19 protein-coding genes are annotated in these 22,212 nt (G+C 36.8%); 6 read left to right on the top strand and 13 right to left on the bottom strand.

Going from position 1 to position 22,212, the window contains the following annotated elements:
• Together ATE49_RS12655 and ATE49_RS12650 are read right to left on the bottom strand one after the other, a co-directional pair.
• A complete protein-coding gene (locus tag ATE49_RS12655; protein ID WP_059345411.1) occupies window positions 1-2,073 on the bottom strand; it encodes an alpha-ketoacid dehydrogenase subunit alpha/beta in 2,073 nt (690 codons plus the stop codon).
• A 61-nt stretch (window positions 2,074-2,134) separates the two neighbouring features.
• Window positions 2,135-2,548, bottom strand: a complete 414-nt coding sequence (locus ATE49_RS12650) for a GxxExxY protein (protein ID WP_065082481.1) — start codon at window positions 2,546-2,548, stop codon at window positions 2,135-2,137.
• A 268-nt stretch (window positions 2,549-2,816) separates the two neighbouring features.
• Here ATE49_RS12650 and dnaE point away from each other — a divergent pair, with 268 nt between their 5' ends.
• From dnaE to ATE49_RS12635, 3 genes are all read left to right on the top strand, one after another.
• Window positions 2,817-7,478: a DNA polymerase III subunit alpha gene (dnaE, locus tag ATE49_RS12645; protein ID WP_065082480.1), complete on the top strand. Its 4,662-nt coding sequence runs from the start codon at window positions 2,817-2,819 to the stop codon at window positions 7,476-7,478.
• A gap of 106 nt (window positions 7,479-7,584) precedes the next feature.
• Window positions 7,585-7,809, top strand: coding sequence for a hypothetical protein (locus tag ATE49_RS12640; protein ID WP_065082479.1), 225 nt, complete (start codon window positions 7,585-7,587; stop codon window positions 7,807-7,809).
• Window positions 7,800-8,117: a type II toxin-antitoxin system RelE/ParE family toxin gene (locus tag ATE49_RS12635; protein ID WP_065082478.1), complete on the top strand. Its 318-nt coding sequence runs from the start codon at window positions 7,800-7,802 to the stop codon at window positions 8,115-8,117. The genes ATE49_RS12640 and ATE49_RS12635 overlap by 10 nt, the downstream gene beginning before the upstream one ends.
• A 22-nt stretch (window positions 8,118-8,139) precedes the next feature.
• Here ATE49_RS12635 and ATE49_RS12630 read toward each other — a convergent pair whose 3' ends face one another.
• The 7 genes from ATE49_RS12630 to ATE49_RS12600 all read right to left on the bottom strand — a co-directional run bounded on the left by ATE49_RS12630 (window position 8,140) and on the right by ATE49_RS12600 (window position 17,296).
• Window positions 8,140-8,553, bottom strand: a complete 414-nt coding sequence (locus ATE49_RS12630) for a hypothetical protein (protein ID WP_065082477.1) — start codon at window positions 8,551-8,553, stop codon at window positions 8,140-8,142.
• A gap of 11 nt (window positions 8,554-8,564) precedes the next feature.
• The gene (locus ATE49_RS12625) at window positions 8,565-9,047 is read right to left on the bottom strand and encodes a DUF2059 domain-containing protein (RefSeq protein ID WP_065082476.1); all 483 of its coding nucleotides are present in this window, start codon (window positions 9,045-9,047) and stop codon (window positions 8,565-8,567) included.
• Between the two features lie 98 nt (window positions 9,048-9,145).
• Window positions 9,146-12,319 (bottom strand): efflux RND transporter permease subunit, encoded by a 3,174-nt coding sequence (locus tag ATE49_RS12620; RefSeq protein ID WP_059155059.1) that lies wholly within the window; start codon window positions 12,317-12,319, stop codon window positions 9,146-9,148.
• Window positions 12,320-12,352: 33 nt separating this feature from the next.
• Window positions 12,353-13,429 carry an efflux RND transporter periplasmic adaptor subunit gene (locus ATE49_RS12615; RefSeq protein WP_078795430.1) on the bottom strand — a complete coding sequence of 359 codons (1,077 nt, stop codon included), beginning with the start codon at window positions 13,427-13,429 and terminating at the stop codon, window positions 12,353-12,355.
• Between the two features lie 22 nt (window positions 13,430-13,451).
• On the bottom strand, window positions 13,452-14,798 hold the full coding sequence (locus tag ATE49_RS12610; RefSeq protein ID WP_065082475.1) for a TolC family protein: 1,347 nt from the start codon (window positions 14,796-14,798) through the stop codon (window positions 13,452-13,454).
• 16 nt (window positions 14,799-14,814) lie between these two features.
• Window positions 14,815-15,417, bottom strand: a complete 603-nt coding sequence (locus tag ATE49_RS12605) for a TetR/AcrR family transcriptional regulator (protein WP_065082474.1) — start codon at window positions 15,415-15,417, stop codon at window positions 14,815-14,817.
• Window positions 15,418-15,601: 184 nt separating this feature from the next.
• The gene (locus ATE49_RS12600; protein WP_065082473.1) at window positions 15,602-17,296 is read right to left on the bottom strand and encodes an acyl-CoA synthetase; all 1,695 of its coding nucleotides are present in this window, start codon (window positions 17,294-17,296) and stop codon (window positions 15,602-15,604) included.
• Window positions 17,297-17,737: 441 nt separating this feature from the next.
• Between ATE49_RS12600 and ATE49_RS12595 the strand changes: the two genes are divergently transcribed.
• On the top strand, window positions 17,738-18,268 hold the full coding sequence (locus tag ATE49_RS12595; protein ID WP_065082472.1) for a hypothetical protein: 531 nt from the start codon (window positions 17,738-17,740) through the stop codon (window positions 18,266-18,268).
• 15 nt (window positions 18,269-18,283) lie between these two features.
• Window positions 18,284-18,466, top strand: a complete 183-nt coding sequence (locus ATE49_RS12590) for a hypothetical protein (RefSeq protein ID WP_065082471.1) — start codon at window positions 18,284-18,286, stop codon at window positions 18,464-18,466.
• Between the two features lie 71 nt (window positions 18,467-18,537).
• Here the strand turns inward: ATE49_RS12590 and ATE49_RS12585 are convergent, their stop codons facing one another.
• The 3 genes from ATE49_RS12585 to ATE49_RS12575 all read right to left on the bottom strand — a co-directional run bounded on the left by ATE49_RS12585 (window position 18,538) and on the right by ATE49_RS12575 (window position 20,262).
• Window positions 18,538-19,080: an HdeD family acid-resistance protein gene (locus tag ATE49_RS12585; RefSeq protein ID WP_233174384.1), complete on the bottom strand. Its 543-nt coding sequence runs from the start codon at window positions 19,078-19,080 to the stop codon at window positions 18,538-18,540.
• 119 nt (window positions 19,081-19,199) lie between these two features.
• Window positions 19,200-19,847 carry an NAD(P)-dependent oxidoreductase gene (locus ATE49_RS12580; RefSeq protein ID WP_065082470.1) on the bottom strand — a complete coding sequence of 216 codons (648 nt, stop codon included), beginning with the start codon at window positions 19,845-19,847 and terminating at the stop codon, window positions 19,200-19,202.
• A 7-nt stretch (window positions 19,848-19,854) separates the two neighbouring features.
• Window positions 19,855-20,262 (bottom strand): Rrf2 family transcriptional regulator, encoded by a 408-nt coding sequence (locus tag ATE49_RS12575; protein WP_059155066.1) that lies wholly within the window; start codon window positions 20,260-20,262, stop codon window positions 19,855-19,857.
• Window positions 20,263-20,356: 94 nt separating this feature from the next.
• On the opposite strand from ATE49_RS12575, the gene ATE49_RS12570 reads away from it, so the two are divergent.
• Window positions 20,357-20,845, top strand: coding sequence for a nuclear transport factor 2 family protein (locus ATE49_RS12570; protein WP_065082469.1), 489 nt, complete (start codon window positions 20,357-20,359; stop codon window positions 20,843-20,845).
• Between the two features lie 89 nt (window positions 20,846-20,934).
• Here ATE49_RS12570 and ATE49_RS12565 read toward each other — a convergent pair whose 3' ends face one another.
• Complete coding sequence (locus ATE49_RS12565; RefSeq protein WP_065082468.1) at window positions 20,935-22,203, bottom strand: erythromycin esterase family protein; 1,269 nt, start codon at window positions 22,201-22,203, stop codon at window positions 20,935-20,937.
• Window positions 22,204-22,212: the final 9 nt, after the last annotated feature.

The raw sequence follows: 22,212 nt of genomic DNA, 5'->3' as shown, positions 1-22,212 counted from the left end.
TTACCAATTTAACAAGTATTCTATTGTTTTTTTAAGCTTTTCGGGGTTAGGGAGTATTTCTCTTTCAGAATCTATATTAATCGGAATTGCAGGTACATTCTGAGCACCTACAGGAGTGACAGGAGCATCCAGATATCTAAAGCATTCCTGGGATATTCTGGAGCTTAGAGCTTCTGCAAAAGAATTTTGTATCTGCTCTTCGGTTAGTACAATACATTTACCATGCTTTTTTACGACTTCGTAAACATATTCTTCATCCATTGGAACTAGAGTTCTGAGATCTACAACCTCTACCTGACCTTCAAAACTTTTAGCAGCTTCTTTGGCCCAGTAAATACCCATTCCGTATGTAATGATGCAGATACTTTTTCCTTTACTGATATTCTCTTCGGTTGCAGTCATTGTACTTGTCGCTTTCCCGAATGGCAATATATAGTCTTCTGCTGGTTCAATGGTTTTTGCCTCATCGGTTCCAGGTACTTTAGACCAATACAAACCTTTATGTTCCAGCATGATTACCGGATTTGGATCATAGAATGCTGCTTTGAACAGACCTTTGAAGTCAGCTGCATTGCTCGGGTATGCTACTTTAATTCCTTTGATATTAGCCAGAATACTTTCAACACTACCGCTGTGATAAGGCCCGCCACCACCATAAGCACCAATTGGTACACGGATGATATTATTTACCGGAAATTTCCCCTCACTTAAATAACAGGATTTAGAAATCTCGGTAATCAACTGATTGATTCCCGGATAGATATAATCAGCAAACTGTACTTCTACAATTGGTTTTAGTCCTAATGCACTCATACCGATTGTAGAACCAATTATATAGGCTTCCTGTATAGCGGTATTGAAAACTCTTTTGGTACCAAATTTAGATTCCAGTGTAACAGCTTCCCGGAATACACCTCCAATACGGCCGCCTACATCCTGACCATATAGTAATGCTTCGGGATGTTTGCGCATCAGTTCCTCAATCGCATGTATAGAGGCATCTACCATTACTATTTTTTGTCCGTTTTCGGGTGTTCTTTCTCCTTTCTCTTCTGTAACAGGAGTAGGAGCAAAAATATATTTTACAGCATCTTCAGGTTTTGGATCTTCAGCAGCCAAAGCTTTTTCAAAATCCTCACGAACCTGTATTTCTGCATTCTTCTCAATTTCTTTTAACTGATCATCACTGATACCATTTTCCAGAAGGTATTTCCATAGTTTTTTTCCCGGATCATGGGCTTCATGTTTAGCCAGATCGTCCAAAGGACGGTACATTTCTTTTCTTACTCCGGAAGTATGGTGACCAATCAGAACAGTTTTAGCACAAACTAAAATTGGTTTTCTTTCGGTACGAACATAGTCGAAAGCATTTTTCATAGCCAGATAAGACTCCGGAAACTCTGTTCCGTCAATACGCATTCTTTCGATGCCTTTGAAGCCTGCGATAAAATCGTAAGCATCCTGTGATCGGGCTTCTTCGGCAGTTACAGAAATTCCCCAATTGTTATCCTGTACCAAGAAAATAATAGGCAACTGGTGTAGTGCTGCAAACTGGAAAGCTTCGCTTACCTCACCTTCGGTTACGCTATTATCACCAAAGCTGCAAACCACAACTGGCGGGGTAGGATATGATTTCAGGCTAAAATGCTCTATGTATTGTATGCCTTGTGCAATTCCGGTTGTGGGAATTGCCTGCATGCCGGTAGCACTGCTCTGGTGAATCATTTTTGGATAATCATCACTTAGATTGGAAGGGTGGCTGTAATACGAGCGGCCACCTGAGAAAGGATCGTCTGCCTTTGCAAGCAGTTGTAACATTAGCTGGTACGGAGTGTATCCCATTCCTAAAAGCATACTCTCATCCCGATAATATGGACTTACCCAATCATGTTTCTGAAGATGATAGGCTGTTGCCAGCTGGATAGCTTCATGTCCGCGGGAAGTACTATGTACATATTTGCAGATTTGTTTTTTTTCATCATACAAATTAGCGATAGCTCTGGCTTTCATCATGTCTTCAAAAGCCTGTAGTAGTATTTTTTTATCGAGATGTTTTTTAAAGTCAACTTCCATATTATCATTATAAATTAAAAAGGTCCGCAACATTTTTCAACCACATAGGAACATAGTTCTTTTATAGATCTGGTAAAGCATTAAAATATTCATTAACGAATGTTTTTTGTCCTTCACGAAAAATATTAGAACAATTAAAGTTTATTAAAATGCCCTTCGGGCAGGACAGTAGTTTCATATAGTTTAGAAGCTGTGCTTCAAATACTGGTGTTAAATTTTGTACAGATTTTAGCTCTACCACAATGCATTGTTCAATAAACAAATCGCATCTGAAATCAACATCCAGTATCTTTCCTCTATATGTTACCGGAACTTTCATCTCTGTTAGAAAATTTATTTTCCTATGCAATAACTCTTCTTTTAAACATTGATGGTAAACACTTTCCAGCAACCCCATGCCCATTACCTTGTGCACCTCAATAGCACTACCAATAATTTCGTAGGTTAATTCATTTAAATATTTTTTTGTCAGCATAAGCTATGTACCTATTGTGGTTTTGTTTTGAGGTGCTAACAAATATAACCAAATTTACTTAACGATCGTTAGGTAAAATATTTTTGAAGGATTAATGTACTTAAATTTTTGTAAATCAATTTGTTAATTTTTGTTCAAGCTAGGTTTTATATGTTTTGTAATGAAAAAAGCTTATGTTGAAATACAATGTTGTACAGAAAATCAATTGAACCTGAAACTTTTTTTACGTTCACTTTTTTTGTAATTTTACTCAAATTTCTGATGGATTATGTTCTTGATTTTTGATACAGAAACAACTGGTTTACCCCGAAATTTTAATGCTCCTTTAACTGACTTCGACAACTGGCCGCGCATGGTTCAGATTGCATGGCAGTTACACGACGAGCATGGAAATCTTATAGAGAATCAGGATTATATTATAAAGCCTGAGGGCTACGATATTCCGTTTAATGCATACCGCATCCACGGGATATCTACAGAGATGGCGATGCGTGAAGGCCGCGATCTTAAAGAGGTACTTAATGAGTTTAAAGAAGTACTGAAAAAAACGAAAGTAGTTGCAGGGCATAATGTAAACTTTGACTACAGCATTGTAGGGTCTGAATTTCTTAGAAAGGAATTGGAGGATAGCCTAAAAGACAAACCTATCGTTGATACGATGGAGTTTGGTACCAACGTATGTCAGCTCCCTGGAGGTAGAGGTGGAAGGTTCAAATCGCCTAAGTTAGAGGAACTCTCTGAAAAATTATTCGGACACAAATTCGATGAAGCCCACAATGCCGCAGCCGACGTAAATGCTACAGCACAGGCATTCTTCGAAATGATGAGGTTGGAAGTTTATCCGCTGGATAGAATTTTCTTCGACGATGTACAGATGAAGGCCTTTAAGGATCATAATCCTGCTGTCTTCAAACCTTTCGATATTGTTATCCGTAGACAGGTTGCTGATTCTAAGAAACGGAAAAAAACGGCTGACTTTGGTGATACCGATGATATCGATATTGGGAATTTCTTCCATTTTTATAGCCACAGTATTTATTCGACTTTACAGGCGACGACTGGTTTGGCTGATATGGTTTCCATAGCCGAAAAGAATAATTTTCCGGCTGTAGGCCTTGTTGACCTCGGCAATATGATGGGAGCTTTTAAGTTTATCGATGAGGTTGAAAAGTTCAATGGAAATCTTAAGCAGAAAAAGCAGGATGCCGAAGCTGCTGAAGAAAAGCCGGATAACTATGATGAAATTAACAGTGCAAAGTTCCTTACACCTATCTTGGGGCTAGAGCTTTATATTTCGGAGCGTTATCAGCAGAGACAGTTTACTAAAGATGATCCGGACAGAAGAACTCAGGTTGTATTATTGGCTAAAAATTTTGAAGGATATAAAAATCTGGCAAAGCTTTCATCTATAGGGTTTAAAGAAGGTTATTATGCCGGAGTTCCAAGGGTAAGCCGTGCACTAATATCACAATACAAAGACAATCTTATTGCAATGACAGGAAGCTTGTCTTGTGAAGTTCCTTCTACCATTCTGGAATTGGGGGAGCAGCGTGGTGAAGAAGTTTTCCAATGGTGGCTGAATGAATTTGGTGATGATTTCTATGTGCAGATACAGAATCACCAGATGGATGAGGAAGATTATGTTAATGAGATTTTGCTGAAGTTTGCGGATAAGCACAATGTAAAAATACTGGCGCAGAACGAAACTTATTATACCCGAAAATCGGATGCCAAAATCCAGGATATTGTAGCCTGTATTAAAGATGGTGAGAAACTTTCTACACCTGTAGGTAAAGGTTTTGGGAAAAGAAAAGGTCTGAACAGTGAACAGTTTTATCTCAAAAATAGTGAAGAGATTAAACAGGCTTTCCAGATGTATCCTGATGCTTTCATAGCTTATGACGAGTTTCTGAACAAGTTTGAATCCTATAAACTAAAAAGAGATGTTCTCTTACCTAAATTTGATATCCCTGAGGAATTCCAGGATGCTGAAGATCTGAATGACGGTGGTAAAAGAGGGGAGATGAACTTCCTGAGACACCTTACCTATGAAGGCGCGCGGAAAAAGTATGAAGAAATTACCGATGATATAAGGGAAAGACTAGACTTTGAGCTGGATATTATTGCTAAAACAGGGTATCCGGGATATTTCCTTATTGTACAGGATTTCTGTAACGAAGCTAAAAATATGGGGGTTTCGGTTGGTCCGGGACGGGGGTCTGCAGCAGGATCTGCTGTAGCTTACTGTATCGGAATTACCAATGTAGACCCTATTAAATATGATCTCCTTTTTGAGCGTTTTCTTAACCCGGAAAGGATTTCGATGCCCGATATCGATATCGACTTTGACGACGAAGGCCGTGACAGGATTATTAAATGGGTAATCGATAAATATGGACAAAATCAGGTAGCACAGATTATTACCTACTCAGTATTGGGTGGTAAATCGGCTATTAAAGATGCGGGAAGAGTACTGGATGTATCTATTCCTGAAACCAATAATATAGCAAAACTAATTCCGAATACACCGGGGATGAACATTGCGAAAGTAATGAAATCCGATTTGAAGAAATTCAAGCCGGAAGATCTTCCGCTGGTAGATGAAATAAAAGGAATTCTAAACAATCCGGACGACGGCCGTTTCAATGTGCTGGACAGTGCTTACAAGATGGAAGGCTGTATTCGAAATACAGGTATCCATGCCTGTGGGGTAATTATTACGCCGGAAGATATCAGTAATCTGGTTCCGGTAACCATTGCAGCAAAAGATGCGGATATTTTGGTATCTCAGTTTGACAACTCGGTGGCTGAAAGTGCCGGATTGCTGAAAATGGACTTCCTAGGACTTAGGACGCTTACCATTATTAAAGATGCTGTTAAGCTCATTAAGAACAGACACGGTATTGAAATTATTCCGGATGATATACCGCTGGACGATGCCAAGACTTATCAGCTCTTTAAAGAGGGACGTACGATTGGAATTTTCCAGTATGAATCTGCCGGTATGCAAAAATACATGCGTGAGCTAAAGCCTACGGTATTTGCCGATCTTATTGCCATGAATGCATTGTACAGGCCTGGGCCTATTAAGTATATACCGAACTTTATCAACCGTAAGCATGGTCTGGAAGAGATTATCTATGACCTTCCGGAGACACAGGAATATCTACAGGAAACCTATGGAATTACTGTATATCAGGAGCAGGTAATGCTGCTTTCTCAGAAGCTGGCAAACTTTACCAAAGGTGAGGCCGATACGCTGAGAAAAGCAATGGGTAAAAAGCAAAAAGCGGTACTGGATAAGATGTTCCCTAAATTTATTGAAGGCGGGAAGAAAAATAACCTGGATGAAGAGAAACTTCATAAAATCTGGAAAGACTGGGAAGCCTTTGCAGAATATGCATTTAACAAGTCTCACTCTACATGTTATGCTTATATCGCTTATCACACTGCTTATCTGAAAGCCAATTATCCGGCTGAATATATGGCAAGTGTAATGAGTAATAACATTAACAATACCAAGCAGATTACCCTATTCATGGAGGACTGTCAGGCAATGGGAGTAGATGTATTGGGGCCGTCTGTTAATGAATCTGAATATGAATTTGCAGTAAACGAGAAAGGGCAGATTCGTTTTGGACTTGGTGCGATAAAAGGGATTGGAGAAGGACCGTCTGAAGCTATTTGTAAGGAAAGAGAACGAGGGGGGAGATTTACAGATATTTACAGTCTCTTTGAAAGAATTCCTTCGTCACAACTAAATAAAAGAGTAGTGGAAAGCTTGGTGTTTGCCGGAGCTTTCGACGAATTAGATTCTTATCACCGTGCCCAATATTTCGATGTAGATACAGCAGGAAGAACAAATATTGAACGCTTACTAAGATATAGCAGCAGTTTTCAGGACAGTAAAAATTCGGTGGAGAATTCTCTATTTGCTGATTTTGCAGATGAGGTTCAGATTGAAAGACCAAAAATAAATCCGGCTCCGGAATGGCAGAATATGCATAAACTGAACCGGGAAAAAGAAGCCATAGGTTTCTATCTTTCTGCACATCCGTTGGATGAATTCTATTATCAATATAAGTTTATTCAGGGAGCATTGAGTAAAAAATCGGTGGTCAGTAAAAAACTGGATGAAGAACTGGAGAAGGCTCCTGAAAATGAAAAAGTAGAAGAGCAGGATGATAAGGATGAAGTATCTACAGATATTGATTTCCCTGCTGATATGTTGGAGATAGACGGAGATGAAATTATCGAAGAGGTTATTAAAAAAGTGGACCCGAGAGGGAAGTTTAATTTCCTGAACCTGGATGAGGTGGATCCTTACAGAGATTTTGTGCTTCAAAGAGATTTTTCTAACCTTACACCGGCAGAAATTTCAAAGTTAAAAGAGAAAAAATTCCGGAGTAAAGGAAATGACAATTCCAAAGAATATATGGTTTCCGGTCTTATTACGGAGTATGTGATAAGAGATGGTTATGAAAGCGGGACTAAGATCGCCTTTATTACATTGGAAGATTACACAGGTTCCTATTCTTTCAGACTGAATGATAAAGACTATATGCGCCTGAGAGAGAAGCTAGGAGAGCATAGATTTGTGATTTTTAAGATCAAATTTGCTCCTTCCAAAGACTTTGACAGACTGTATGTAAATGTTACGGAGGTTATTGATCTTAAAGAAGCTTTTGATCGCTATGCCAACCAACTCTCTTTAGTAGTGCCATTTAATGAAGTAGATCAGGATGATATAGAATTTTTCAGACGTACTTTTGCCCATAACAAAGGGGTACATAAACTAAGTTTCTATCTGAAAGATCCGGTTGAAAATCATTATGTAGAACTCAATTCAATGCAGACCTCAGTAGATATAAGTGCTGAAACGATAAGGCTTCTGCACGAGTATAAGAAATATGAATTATTCTTAAATTAATAAATAAAAAATCCTCAGCATTGACTGAGGATTTTTTATTTAAGTTTTTGTTATTTAAAGTTTTATGATTTTATTTTGTAACTTTGAATTGTTTTAGATTATTAAAATGGATATTCAAACCAGAAAATTAAAATTTATCCAGGAGTTTCTGAAAATACAAAGCGAAGAGTTACTTTCTCGCTTAGAGGGGATATTGAAGGATAATAATGATTTTTCACCTTTTACAGTTGAGGAATTTAATTCCAGAATTGATAGGTCTTTAGAAGATTCTAAGAATGATAACGTTATTGCATCTGATGAATTGCTTTCTGAAATTAAGCAATGGCAATAAAGATATTTTGGACCAATTTTGCTAAAAAAGAATTAAAGAAAATTTTTGACTATTACAAAATCAAAGCAGGTTATAAAGTTTCAATAAAATTAATTACTAATATTATTGAGAGCACTGAGATTTTAACATTCCAAATGGATATTGGTCAAAAAGAGGAATTACTTTTAGACCGTATTCAAAGTTTCAGATATTTAGTTTATAAAAATTATAAGATTATATACTGGTATAATAAAGAGAAAAACAGGATAGAGATTAGTGATGTTTTTGATGCCAGGCAAAATCCGATTAAAATAAAACGTCGAAAATAAATTTTATTTTCGACGTTTTTAATTATTTAGATACAGCTTTTTCAGCTGCCAGCTTTGCCTGAGTCTGCCATTGGATAACGGCTTTCTGTCTTTCTGTATCGAAAGTGTGGTTATTATTTAGAGGTTTCTGAAGTTTGCTTTTATGATTCTTTATTCTGGCATCCAGTTCCTCGTTGGTAAGATATTTTTCATAGACCGGTACAAGGCTTTTCAGCATACTTTGATAGTTTAGCCCGGATTCCAGTGTCTGATAATATATTGGTGAAAGATTCCTGTTGTCCGCAACTCTTAATTTTGTAATGCTTGCAGAAAGATCTTTTTTAAAGTTTGCTTCAGATTCTTCCAAACGGATTAACGATTCTGCTTTTTTAGCTTTAGCAGTTTGACCAAATGTCAAAAGAGAGGCAAAGCAGGTGATTATAATGGGATATTTCATATAGTTTTATATTATTTAGAAGATGGATAGTCCATAATTACTTCTTTCTGAGCAGGATATTTTTCATTAATTTTCTTCATAACCTTCTGTCCAAGCTTCATGCCCCATTCTTGTCCTGCCTGCATAGATTCTTTTGTCATGTCCGGCATTGTTTTTATTACTTTTTGCCCAGTAGATGTTTTATAGAAAGCAATGATATCATCCAGTTCTTTTTCTGTGTAATATTTGGAATATATAGGAATAAGAAGTTCTTCGAAGTCTTTTGTATTGGATGTTTCCTTTTTTAATTCGTTCCAGTATTCAGCAGGGACTTGTTTGTAATAGGTCTGATAAGAATTAATCATATTGTCCATTACCTGATTAGCAACTCCTAATACGTTAGTAAGCTTTAGAAAAGTTTTTATCTTTTCTTTTTTTGCAGGCGAAATTGTTTGTTCCTGAGCAAAAATTAAACTACTAGTCACGATTAAGAAAAGTATTGTAGCTTTTTTCATTAGTATTTATTTAAACCAAAAGTACAATAAAAAAAATCCCGACAGAAAAAAATATCTGCCGGGATCCTATAAACATAAATTAAACTATTTACTACTATTTAGTGATTGTGCTTTGGTGTAAAGCCGTCTTCACTCATTTCTAATGGTTCATAATCTGCAACCATTTCTTTAGCATAATCTACTTTTCCACCTTTGTTGAAACGTGCAATAATGCTATCGAATATAGAATATACAACTGGTACAAAGATTAAGGTAAGGAATAATGAAGATGTTAAACCACCTATAATTACCCATGCTAATCCGTTGTTAAGCTCAGCCGCTGCTCCTTGTGCCAATGCAATTGGGATCATACCGAAAACCATCGCAATAGTGGTCATAAGAATTGGACGAAGTCTGGCATGGTTAGCCTGAAGCAACGCATTGAATGTACTTTCTCCGGCTTCTTTTCTGTGGTTAGCAAAGTCTACTAACATAATCGCATTCTTACATACAAGACCAATCAACATGATGACCCCAAGAATGGTAAATACGTTCAGAGAGTTATTGGTTAATGCAAGGATTGCTAATACCCCGATAAGAGATAACGGAACCGAGAATAATACCACAAACGGATATACAAAGCTGTCGTATAGAGCAACCATTACAAGGTATACCAGGATGATAGCAGCCATAAGGGCAATACCTAGAGTACCGAAACCTTCACTTTGGTTTTCCATATCACCACTCCATACATAGTTAACTCCTGAAGGTCTTTTCAGTTTAGAGAACTGAGCTTCCCACTGCTGTGCAACGGTACCTGTCGGAATACCTACAGTTTGTGCGTTGATCGTTACAGAAGGAGATTTATCTCTTCTCTCCAGGAAGCTAGGTCCTGAACCTTCTGTAATAGTAGCGAACTGATCCAGTTTGATCTTTTCTCCTTTACCATTTACAAAGATGATGCTTTTTACATCGTCTACACTTGATCTGTTCAGCTGATTGAAACGGATGTTGATATCATATTCATAGTCACCTGCACGGAATTTACCATCGGTATTTCCACTAAATGCCGTCTGCATTGTCAATCCTACATCCTGAATATTTAATCCTAGGGCAGACATTTTATCACGGTCAATAGCAATATTAATTTCCGGGTTACCACCTTCGGAAGATAATCTTACTTCGGATGCCCCTTTAATCGTTTTTAGTTGTGCCATTGCCTGATTAGCAAATTCGTTGATGCTTTTCAAATCTGGTCCTGTTACTACTAATGCCAACGGAGCCTGTTCCGCACCCATCAGACCTACAGGTACTGTTTTAATTTTAGCACCTACTAATACCTTAGAAAGTTCATTTTTAACCTTAGCAGCATATACGAATGAGTTATCTGCTCTTTTATCTTTACCAACCAGGATCACATCGATCTCTGATTTGTATGCTGTTGCCTGAGCTCCACCGAAACCATCACTTTGCTGGCCAACGGTTGTAATCATTTTTACAACTTCTGATTTTTTAGACAAATAGTCTTCTGCTTTCTGTGTCATAAAGTTGGTCTTTTCTACAGACGCATCTTTAGGAAGTTCTATCTGAACAAGGAATTCACCTTTATCAATTTTAGAGAAGAATTCTCCCCCGATAAACTTCATCAAACCAAATGACATGAAGAATAATACAATTACAATAACTACTGTAGAAATCTTTGTCCATCTGTTTTTCAGACACCATTTAAGTAAGTCGGATACCCAGTGAGTGAAGTTGTCCAGTTGTTTCTCGAATCCAAGGATGAATTTTTCGAAAATATTTTTTCCTGTAAGGTGTGTAAGTTTACCAAATCTTGAAGATAGCCAAGGTACAATAGTAAAGGAAGCTAATAATGATAGCAACGTTGCAATAACTACGGTTACACAGAACTGGGAGATAATATTAGATACCAAACCAGTACTCATCGCAATTGGTAAGAATACTACCACAATTACTAATGTAATGGAGGTTACTGTCATACCGATTTCCGCAGTTGCATCATAAGAAGCTCTTACTTTGTTTTTACCCATCTCCATGTGTCGGTAGATGTTTTCCAGTACCACAATCGCATCATCCACAAGGATACCTACAACCAGGGAAAGTCCCAGTAAACTCATTAGGTTCAGCGTATATCCCATTAGTGCCATACCAATAAAGGTAGCAACCAGTGACGCCGGAATGGATACCATTACGATAAAGGCATTACGGATACTGTGAAGGAATAATAACATTACCACGGCTACAAGGATAATCGCGATAAACAAGTCATGCGTTACGTTGTCTGCAGCAGTAAGGGTAAATGTAGAGGTATCATTTACAACATTAAGTTTTACACCTTGTTGTGCATAATCTTTCTCAATTTTTTCTATCGTTTGTTTTGTAAGTTCACTTACTTCAACGGCATTGGCATCAGACTGCTTTACTACCTGAAGAAGGATAGCAGGTTTTCTGTCAATTCTTGCTACTTTTTCAGCATCTTTCTGAGCATCTTCTACAAATGCAACATCCGAAAGTCTGATTTGTGCTCCGTCTTTAACAGCAATTACAAGATTAGCAAGTTCTTCTACGTTTTTGTATTTCCCGGATAATCTGATGATAGTACTATTTTCACGGGTTTTTACGTTCCCGGTAGGGAAGTCAACGTTGGATGTAAGAATCGCCTGTTGTACCTGTGGAATGGATAGTCCGTAACCTTCCAGTTTATTTTTATCCAGATTTACTTTAATTTCTCTTTCCTGTCCACCAATAAGGTTTACCTGTGCAACACCTTTTACCCTTGATAGTACCGGCTGGATTTTTTTATCCAAAAGGTCATAGAAAGCTACACTACTCAAATTAGAAGTAGCACCAGCTGTAATAATAGGAAGGTCACTCAGGGAGAACTTCTGTAGTGATGGTGCTTTTACATCTTTCGGAAAGTCTGCAATAATGGCATTAATCTTTCTCTGAGCGTCATTCAGTGCGTAATCGGTATCAGCGCCTGCATTCAGGGTAATCGTAACGAGTGATAAACTCTCAAATGATTTGGATTCTACTTTCTTTACGTTTTCCAGTGAAGAAACGGCATCTTCAATCTTCTTGGTTACGGTTGTTTCAACCTCGGCAGGTGATGCTCCCGGATAAATGGTGGAAACACTGACTACGTTGATTTCGAATTTCGGGATTAGCTCGTACCCCATGGAGGAGTAACCGAGTATCCCACCCAGAGTTAGTATTGTAAACAATACAATAACCAGGGTTGGTCGTTTTATGGATATTTCTGCTAATTTCACGTCTTTTTAATTTTAGTTGTGGCTACTGCCTGCTTACTTGATAACTGAAATTTTAGTACCGTCGGTAAGGTTAATCTGACCGCTGGTTACAACTCTGTCTCCTTCATTCAGCCCGCTGATAATTTCAATTTTATCCCCAAAAATTCTTCCGCCAACTACTTTTGTCAGTTTTACAGTGTTGTCTTTTTGTACAACAAATACTTTGTTGTTGCTCACACCATCTACAAAAGCATTTTTAGGAAGAGTCATATAAGCATGCTGCATTCCGGTTTCTTTAGCAGAAAAAACAGCTGTACCATACATACCGGCTCTTAGCTCATTGTTTGGATTGTTGTCTACCGTAATTTCGATAGGGAAGTTAAGAGAAGCATCAGCTAACGGAGCAATAAACGTAATTCTACCTGAAAATTCTTTATCAGGATAAACGCTTGCTTTTATTTTGATCTGATCTCCGATTCTTAATTTTGCTACTTCACTTTCGTTCACAGTTACCTGTAACTTCAGTTTAGAAACATTTACGATCTCAAAAAGCGGTGTTCCTGTAGATACTACAGCACCTGGTTCAACCGTTTTTTTGTTGATATAACCACTAATTAGCGTTCTTACATTGGAGTCACCAATCTTAATACCTGCCTGATCTAATGAGCTCTTAGCATTTTTTAGCTGAAGTCTGGATTGGTCAAGTTGTTGCTTGGTTACACCGCCTGTTTTATATGCATTTTCATAACGCTGATTGTCTACAACAGCATTCTGATAAGCAGCCTGAGCTGTTGAATGATCAACCTCCAGTGCATCTTTCTTAATCGTTGCCACAGTTTGTCCTGCGTGTACGAAGTCACCTTCTTTTACCAAAACGCGAATTACTTTTCCGGCAATCTCAGATGAAAGCTGCATATTCTGTAAAGGTGCAAATGTTCCGTTTGAAGAATAATCCGCACTAACATGTTCAAAAGAAGCTGTAACTATATTTACAGGAATTTCAGCATTGCTACTTGCAATAATAGCTGTCTGTTTATTGGTTTCCTTCTGGTTTTTGCTAATGATATAGGCTCCACCACCCAAAAGTCCTGCAGCTATGAGAATATAAAGTAATGTTTTACCAATTTTCATTTTGTTATAATTTAATAGTTTATTATTTTGTTAAATTTAAAAGTTCACCCTGGGCCTTATAAAGCTGTACTTCGGCAACTTTGTAATCATATAGAGAATTAGAATAGTTGTTTTTAGCCTGTACTAAAGCATTTTCAGCATCTAAAAGCTCTGTTAAAGTAGCCAGCCCATATTGGTAATTGCTACGGGTATTGTCCAGTACTGTTTGTGCAAGCTCCATGTTAGCCGTCTGATTTTTAATAGCATCCAGACTGTTTTCCATTTGTGCTTTAGCATTGCGATAATCCAGACTCATGTTTAGTTTGGTATCTTTCAGATCCTGCTCAAGCGTCTCTAATTGGATTTTTGCCTGATCCACTTTTGATTTAGTCAGGAAACCATTGAAAATAGGAATATTAAGTGATAAACCTACTGAAGCATAGTCTGACCAGTAAACTCCCTGGCTTTTTCCGTTACCAATCGGGAATTTGGCACCAAGTCCCTGCCAAGCATAATTTCCTACTAAAGAAAGAGTAGGATAGTAAGCAGCCTGTGTAGCTTTTACATTATACTGAAGCAGTTGTTTTTTCTTTTCCAGAACTTTTACTTCGGTTCTGTTATCTGTGTTGATCTGATCCGTAAGCAATTGCGGATTAACCTGTACATCTTCTTTTACCAATGCAATAGGCTCTTCAATAGGCATACCCATGTAGAATTTTAGTGCATTCTCCTGAAGGGTTACAGCATTTTTCAACTGAGAACGGTTTGTTTCCAGATTTGTAAGGTTTACATTGGTACGGTCTAAATCTACCTTTTTAGCAAGTCCGTTTTCAAAAAGACTTTTGATAATGTTTCTTGCTTTCAGTGTACTTTCATAGCTGCTTTCTACAGCTTCAAGCTTCTGCTGTTGGGAGAATACCTGATAGTATGCAGTAGAAACCTTCTCTACAACCTGTTCCTCTGTCAGCTGTTTGTTGATCTGATAAAACTCTTTTGTAGTCTTGGCAGCCTTTAATCCTATAAATACCTGCTGATTGAAAAGAGCCTGTTGAAGGCTGACTCCAATGTTAGAGTTCCATTTTTGCCCAAAAGGTACCATAACGATTTGCCCTGGTTGCCCGAAAATATCTCCAGGTAATGCACTTTTTTGTAGAATAGGATTGTAGTTCAATGCTCCGGTTCCTGTAAGAGTAGGTAGTGCACCGGCTTTTGCTTCTGCAATCTGATATTCCGCATTACGGACATTTAACTGTGCTTTTATAGCATCTGCCTTATTTTGTAATGCGTACTGTATGGCATTTTTCAGACTTACTGTCTGCTGTGCATTGGCTTGAAAAGCGCCCAGCATAAGTAAGAATGCAGCAATACGTACATTATTTTTTCTATTCATATTTTAGTTTATTATCTTAATTAATAAATATCGTATCCAGTATCACTTGCTTTCTTTCTTTAAGAATCTGCTCGAAATCACTGTCACTTAGCTTAAAAGATTCCTGAAGTAAAGGCCTCATGCAGGTAGGGAATGATACCAGTGAAGCAATATTCAGCATGAACTGAATAGTTGATATGGGTTTTATACTTCCTTTTTCTATTTCTATTTTTAGCTCCTTCTCCAGAACTTTGGTTATAGATTCTACATGCTCTTCATCTTTTATATGTGCACATTTATCGGATGATAGTTGGGTTACAATATAAATTTCCAGAAAAGGATATTTCAGGGCAGATGCCAGTTCATCATCCAGCCAACGACTTAATTTGTCCCTGAAAGGAAGTTCTGAAAGCAAAATTGCATTGTGGTTTTGATGCATTTGCTCTATAGCTTCTTCGAAGACAACCTTGAAAAGATTGTCCCGTGATCTAAAATAATAATTGATAGAAGTTCTATTAACTCCTGCAGCATCAGCAATTTCCTGAGTTGTAGCTTTGAAGTGGCCCTCCCCAAAAAATAGCTGCATAGCAGTTTTTTTAATTAACTCTTCTGTGTCTTCTTTTTTTTGTTCAGTTGACATTATTGTTTGACATTTTCGTCGACAAATGTACTTCGAATTTTTTGTTTAACAAAATTGTCAAATCTTTTTTTTATAAAATTTGTGTTAATTTTTTGTGAATAATGTCATAAAAAAACTCCTTATCATTAATAAGGAGTTTTTTTACATAGTTTTTTATAATAAAAAAAGTTTTGTCAAAAAGACGCTATTTCTTGCTGTAATTGTATTCATCGGGAGAAAGGAGTCCTTTGGCTTTATTTTCGGCTTCTCTTGCTCTTAATTCTACACGTCTGATTTTTCCACTGATGGTTTTTGGAAGCTCTTGAACAAATTCGATAATACGTGGAATTTTATAAGGGGCAAGATGTTCTCTTGAGAAAAGAAATAGTTTTTCAGCAAGCTCTGCAGATGCCTGAACTCCGGATTGTAATATAATAAAGGCTTTGACTTCGAAACCTTTTACAGGGTGGGGCGAGCCTACAACAGCACTTTCCAGAACAGCTTCATGTTCTATAAGAATACTTTCTACTTCAAACGGACCAATCCGGTAGTCGGAAGCTTTGATCACATCATCGTCACGGCCTATAAACCATATATAACCGTCTTCATCTTTGTAAGCTTTGTCACCGGTATAATAAAGCCCATGCTTAAATACCTGTTCTTCTTTATCTTTAGCATATAAGTATCCTTTAAAAACGCCATTCATATCACCTTTATTCATCTTTATGCAAATATTGCCCTCCTCGTTCAGAGGCTGTTCTTTTCCATTTTCATCTGCAATAACCACGTCATACTGGAAGGTAGGCTTTCCCATTGATCCGAATTTTATACTGCTTCCTGGAAGATTGCCTGCAATACAGCTGGTCTCGGTCTGGCCGAAGCCATCTCTGATTACAATGCCAGTGCCGGATTTCCACTGCTCAATAATCTCCGGATTTAGTGGTTCGCCAGCTGCTACACATTGACGGAGGCTAAAGTTATAGGATTTCAGATCTTCGTTAATCAATAAGCGAAGCACTGTTGGAGGGGCACAAAGTGTGGTAATCTTGTGTTTTTGTATTTGCTCTAATGTTCTTGCTGCATTAAAACGATCGTTGGTATGAAAAGCAAAAATTGTAGAGCCTATATTCCATGGTGCGAAAAAACTACTCCATGAAAACTTTGCCCATCCGGGTTGTGAAATGTTGTAATGAATATCGCTATCTTTTAACCCAATCCACGATGCTGTGGTAAGATGTCCAAATGGCTGACTAAGCTGTGAATGGCATACAATTTTGGGTAATCCTGTAGTTCCGGAAGTAAAGAACATGAATAACGTATCATCTGCAGCTGTGTCTGCAGCTTCTGCTTCAGTACTTTCATGTATGATATCATCCGGAGAATACCAGCCTTCACGTTTACCATCAACAAGGATTTTCACTTTTATGCTTTTGCCGGTTAACTTTTCAGCTTCATCAATTTTATATGCATTATCTTCATTGGCGAAAACCACCACTGGTAATGTTTTTTCAAAACGGTACGCAATATCTTTCGAGCCTAGTATACCGGCAGCAGGAATAAGTTGTAAACCTCCTTTAATTACTGCAAGAATAACAGTCCAGTTAATCGGCTCCAGCATCATTTGTGTCAGTACAATATCATGCTGCCGAACACCCTTTTTACGTAAAAAGTTTAATATCTGATTGCATTCATTACTTAGTGCCAGGAAGCTGTATTCTTTTGTATCAGTTCCATTTGTCCATAATAAAGCAGTTTTTTCGGGTCTTTCCAGTAAATGAACGCCTTCAAAAATTTCTTTTACCCAGTTAAAGGACTCTGGTTTATTGTATTTTATTTCACTTAAAGCGGCGAAGTTTTCTTCATCAATAAGTTTTTTGACTTTTAAAAAGATCTCCTTCATATTGTTAATTAGTTTGGTTTTTCAATGTTTTAATTTAAGAATTTAAAACAAATTCCCGCACTATATAGCTGGATAATGTTTGTTCCGGAATTAGAGTCTGTTTAAATTTTATTGTTAATACTCTTCGATAGTTTAGTTCGTCAGGCTCACCATAGACTAAGCTCCCTATAAACTCAGCTCAAAATGGCATAGCTTATTCAAAGTATCTTCCTTTAGAGGTGTCAGACTGAGCCTGTCGAAGTCTAGCATTATTTTTAGACAGGTTCTTAGCAGAATGTGAGTATAAATAGCAAGTGACGGATCAAATACAAGATTTTATTTTATATTTGTCAACTTATATCAAAGTTTTGTGAAATTTTTATTTAGCTTTTAAATAGGTTTGATATTTTAGAAACAGAGCTTTATTGTATTGATTAACACCAAATTAAATTTATATTCAAAATGAAGACTATTAAAACAAAAGTAATTCCGCTGGCAATTGTCGTATTTGTCCTTCTCGTTATATTTTATAACAACAAAAGTGTAAAGCTATCCAAAGAAATAGAAAATAGTTATACATATGATGGGCAAGTGATAGAGCTGGCGGGAAAGTTTAAAGCACCATTTTTAACCAGAACAGGGAACACTATTTCTATGGAGTTTGAAGTCTTTAATGATTTTTATATAATTCAGACAAAGAATAAAGTCATCACCGGAATACGTATGAACTATGGTGAAGGGAAAAATACTGTATTGATTAATGCAGGGACTGACAATAAATTTGAGCAGTCGGATGTTGTTATCTTTGATAAAGACGGGAATAAATTAAAAACCTCCGATAAAGTAAAGATTACAGGACGCATTGTTTATCCTCATAAAGGAGTGAAAAAAGAATCTTTGGTAAAAGATTATAAAACAGGTAAAGAGACGATGAAGGATGAAGGTCTGGATTACAGCTATGAAATAACTGATGTAACTGTCCAAAAAGATTAGATTAAAGAATATATTATGAGCGTTAATTATTTGATACTAATATTTACCGGACTGTATTTAGCAGGAACATTTTTTTATTACAAATATGCAGTGAAAAAGGGCATTGAGTTCAGGTATAAACCTATTACTTTATTAGTAGTAGCTGTTCTGTTTTTAGTTGCCTTGTATGGTATTATTGTTGGAAAGCAGTTTATTTAGGCTTTTTTATAAAATAAAAATGAGACAATCTAAAAAGGACTGTCTCATTTTTTTATTTTAAGAAAGAGTATTTATCTTTTCAGTTTTCTGATCATAAAAGCGAATGAAATCTGTACAATTCCTACAAGAATAAACGCCAATGCTGTATAGATGATAATGCTTAAACCTCCAAACGCAGGATTAACAATCATAATAATGGCGAAAATAACACCTATTATTCCAAAGATCAGAGGGCTAGCCCATGATTTGGAATGAAGCTCCCTTAGGTTAAGAGCAAAGCCTATACTCATAAAGGAACGGAACAAAATAATAAAACCTACATACAGTGCCAGTACAGTAGCAGACAGCAGGGGAGACGAGATCATAATGATACCGAATAATAAGTCGATAAGCCCGCCAGCAAGTGACCAGCCCCAGTTGCGGAGGTGAGTATTGCTTAATGCATGAATAATTTCAAACAGTCCGCTTATCAGGAAAGTTACAGCGAAAAATATTGAAAGAGTAAGATAAGATTCCATTGGAGTTTTGAAAATCCAGATTCCTACAACGATAAAGAGGATACCCGTAATAAGAGGAAGAAACCAAAGTCTGCCAGGGTTGTTGTAATTGTCCATAGTCATATAAATTTAATTTAGATTAATTGTTTGTGCTTTTGAAGCCTTAATTTAGGAATAATAAATAAAAAATCCTCAATTATTTGAGGATTTTTTATTTATTCTGAGTCGAAAAACGTCTAGTAAGCAGCGGTAAATCTTTCTTTAATATGCTTAGGGTTTTCTGCTTCATCTACTAAAGCTACTGCAGTATCTGCCACAGAAAGGTAAGAATTACCATCTGCATCAAATACAGGGCTGTCCAGAGCTGTTCTGTATTTTCCTGTTCTTTCACCTGGGTTTCCTGCATTCATAGCTAATGCAGGACTGAAGAATGTCCAATCAAGATTTTGCTCTTTACGGATAATATCCAAATAGTCACTGGCTGCTTTTGCTCCTGCCTTGTATGCTTCAGGGAAGTCAGGCCCATCAACTATTTTCTTACCATCAATTAGTAAACTTCCGGCTCCTCCAACTATAATCAGTCTCTTAACGTCAGCTTCTTTTACGGCTTGCTGAATGCTTTCAGATCCTGCAAGAAAATCATTGTAAAGATTTGGGTTTGTCCATCCTGCATTGTATGCAGAGATTACAACATCATTACCTTTAAGTACTTCTGCCAGCTGTGCTGTATTAGTTACATCTGCTGTTACAGATTTTACATTTTCAGAAAGCTGATTTTCATTTGTGTTTCTGGAAATCGCTGTTACTTCGTGATTTCTTTCTGCTAATTCGCTTACGATATGTGAGCCAACGAATCCTGTTGCTCCGATTACTGCTACTTTCATCTTGTTTTTATTTAAATTGTTTACTGTAATTTTCTAATGTGTATTGCCCTAAAACTTCTTCAGTCTTTCTGTTAATTTCCTCGTAGAGATCTGTCAGATGTTCATTAATTTGTCTTCCTACGGGACAAGCCGGATTCGGTGAATTTAGTTTACCTTTCTGATCCTCGCTTACACTGCGGTATATTGCAGCAAGTGTAATTTTCTCTGCATCTGTTGCTAGTTTAGCACCGCCGCCTTTACCTTCTTTACTCTGTATATATCCTAAGGCTTTCAGGTTCTTTATTTCCTTTCTTACAACAACAGGGTTTACATTTATACTTCCTGCGATATATTCAGAACTCATCCATACTTCCGGATTTTTTTCCAGAAGGATAAGGATATGAATAGCTGTTGCAAATCTTAAATTGTTAAGCATTTTTATTATAATGATGATGCAAAGGTAATAAAATATTTTAAACTGTAATATTTTTTGTTACAGAATATTTTTATACATTTGAAAAAAAATTAAAATGAGTACAAAAAGTTTAATTATTGGAATGGCAGCAATGGGAGTGGTGGCACTTGCAAGTTGCAGTAAAAAGGAAACTGTAGCCACTAAAGAAATTGTTACAAATGATTCAAAAGATCAGGCAGCGGCTAATAAGCAATTGGTATTGGATTTTTATCAAAAGATGTTTGGTGATAAAGATCTGTCGGCAGTAGATCAATATATAGCACCTGAATATATCCAGCATAATCCTACTGTGGCAGATGGTGCAAAAGCTTTTAAAGAAGCGGCTGCAAAATGGTTTGAAGGGGCTCCTAAAACTAAAATAGATGTACAGCATATTGCTGCAGAAGGAGATTTAGTTTTTATACATTTGAAAAATAAGAATGAGGATGGAAGTCTGAAATCGACTATTGATATTTTCAGAATCAAAGATGGTAAAATTGTTGAGCACTGGGATGCTCAGGAAGATGTTCCAAAAGAAGCTGCAAATGCACATCCGATGTTTTAACAGATAAATATTTTTAATATCTGACAGAAAATAAAGGAGCCGAATCTTTAAGATTCAGCTCCTTCTTTGTTAATTATAGTTTTACGATATCAGTTTAAATGTTCAGAGGCATTTGTTTTTTTGAGGAAAATAATGCCGTCGAAGTAATTACTCAAATTACTGATCTTCTGAGTGTATATGTTTTTCTCAAACTTTACAGGATCCAGATAGAAGTATCCCCATAGAGCCAAAGAGAAATTCCCTTTCAGATTTCCATTGCTACCCCTAAGGTTCAGGTAAAAATTCTCATTTTTAAATTCTGAAAAATAATTTTGCCAGCTGTCTTTTAATGGGGCAGGGAGTGGATATGCCTGATATTTGTTATCATTAGTATCTGTATTATCCAAAGTTGCACTATAAGTACCAGACGCTGTTAATGTAGCCAATGAATAGTATTTTTCACCAAACTGCTTTTTGAGGTAGCCTCCCATACCTAAATCATCAGAAAAAGGGAAAGTAAAAGCTATATGTCCATTATGAGCTATAATTATAACTTTTTTATTATCATAAAGCTGATGAGTCTTAGTAACCATTTCTGCCATCATCTGGTCTCTTGAAATATCATAGTTTTGCTTGCTCGCCTCATACATCACTTTAAAGCCTAATTTGATGTTTTGTAATGCCAGTTTAGCTTCAGTAGAGATACTAATATTATCTTTCTTTAGCGTTTCCTCTATATTACTGGCCAATTCGTAGGCTTGAGTACCGTTTTTTATAACTGCCGGCATATCGACACGGAAGTTTTTATCATTTCGTTTACTCCACATCTCATCCTGATATTTTGCTTTAGCCAGCAAATCATCTGTTAGAGCTTTTAGTGTGCTGTTATTTTTAAATTCATTTTCAAGGATTTTAGCCGAATTGGAAACAAAATTGAAATCAGCTCCGGAAAGCAAAATCTGATTTTTATTCTTCTTATTGTAATCTCTTACCCATAATAAGAATTCTTCAATTTCTTTAGTCTGCCATATAGAAAGGAGATACTGTTTCATGGCAGTTTTAATGTCGGTATCAGAATTAACAGCTTTATTCAGATAGAACATATCGCCATATGGCGATTCAAAGCATATGATGCTGAAATGTTGTTTGGTGATCAGGTTTTTAGAAATTGCAGCTCTTATTTCATTGAATTCTTTGGTTCCGTGTGTTCCTTCTCCAAGACCTACAATGGTGCTACTCCCGATTTCTTTTGCAATTGGGGCTGCTATTTTCAGGTAATTTTTAGCTAAATTGAGCTCTGTTGTTTTTATAGCATTATCCTGCGCTTCTACATATAGAAATCCTGCCGTAAGTGATAATGCTAAAAATATCTTTTTCATGTTGTTTTA

Source organism: Elizabethkingia miricola, from assembly GCF_001675285.1.
In the GTDB taxonomy this organism is placed as follows: Bacteria; Bacteroidota; Bacteroidia; order Flavobacteriales; family Weeksellaceae; genus Elizabethkingia; species Elizabethkingia miricola.
The sequence above is the reverse complement of the archived record's forward strand: the minus strand, read 5'-3'. Positions and strand labels throughout refer to the sequence as shown.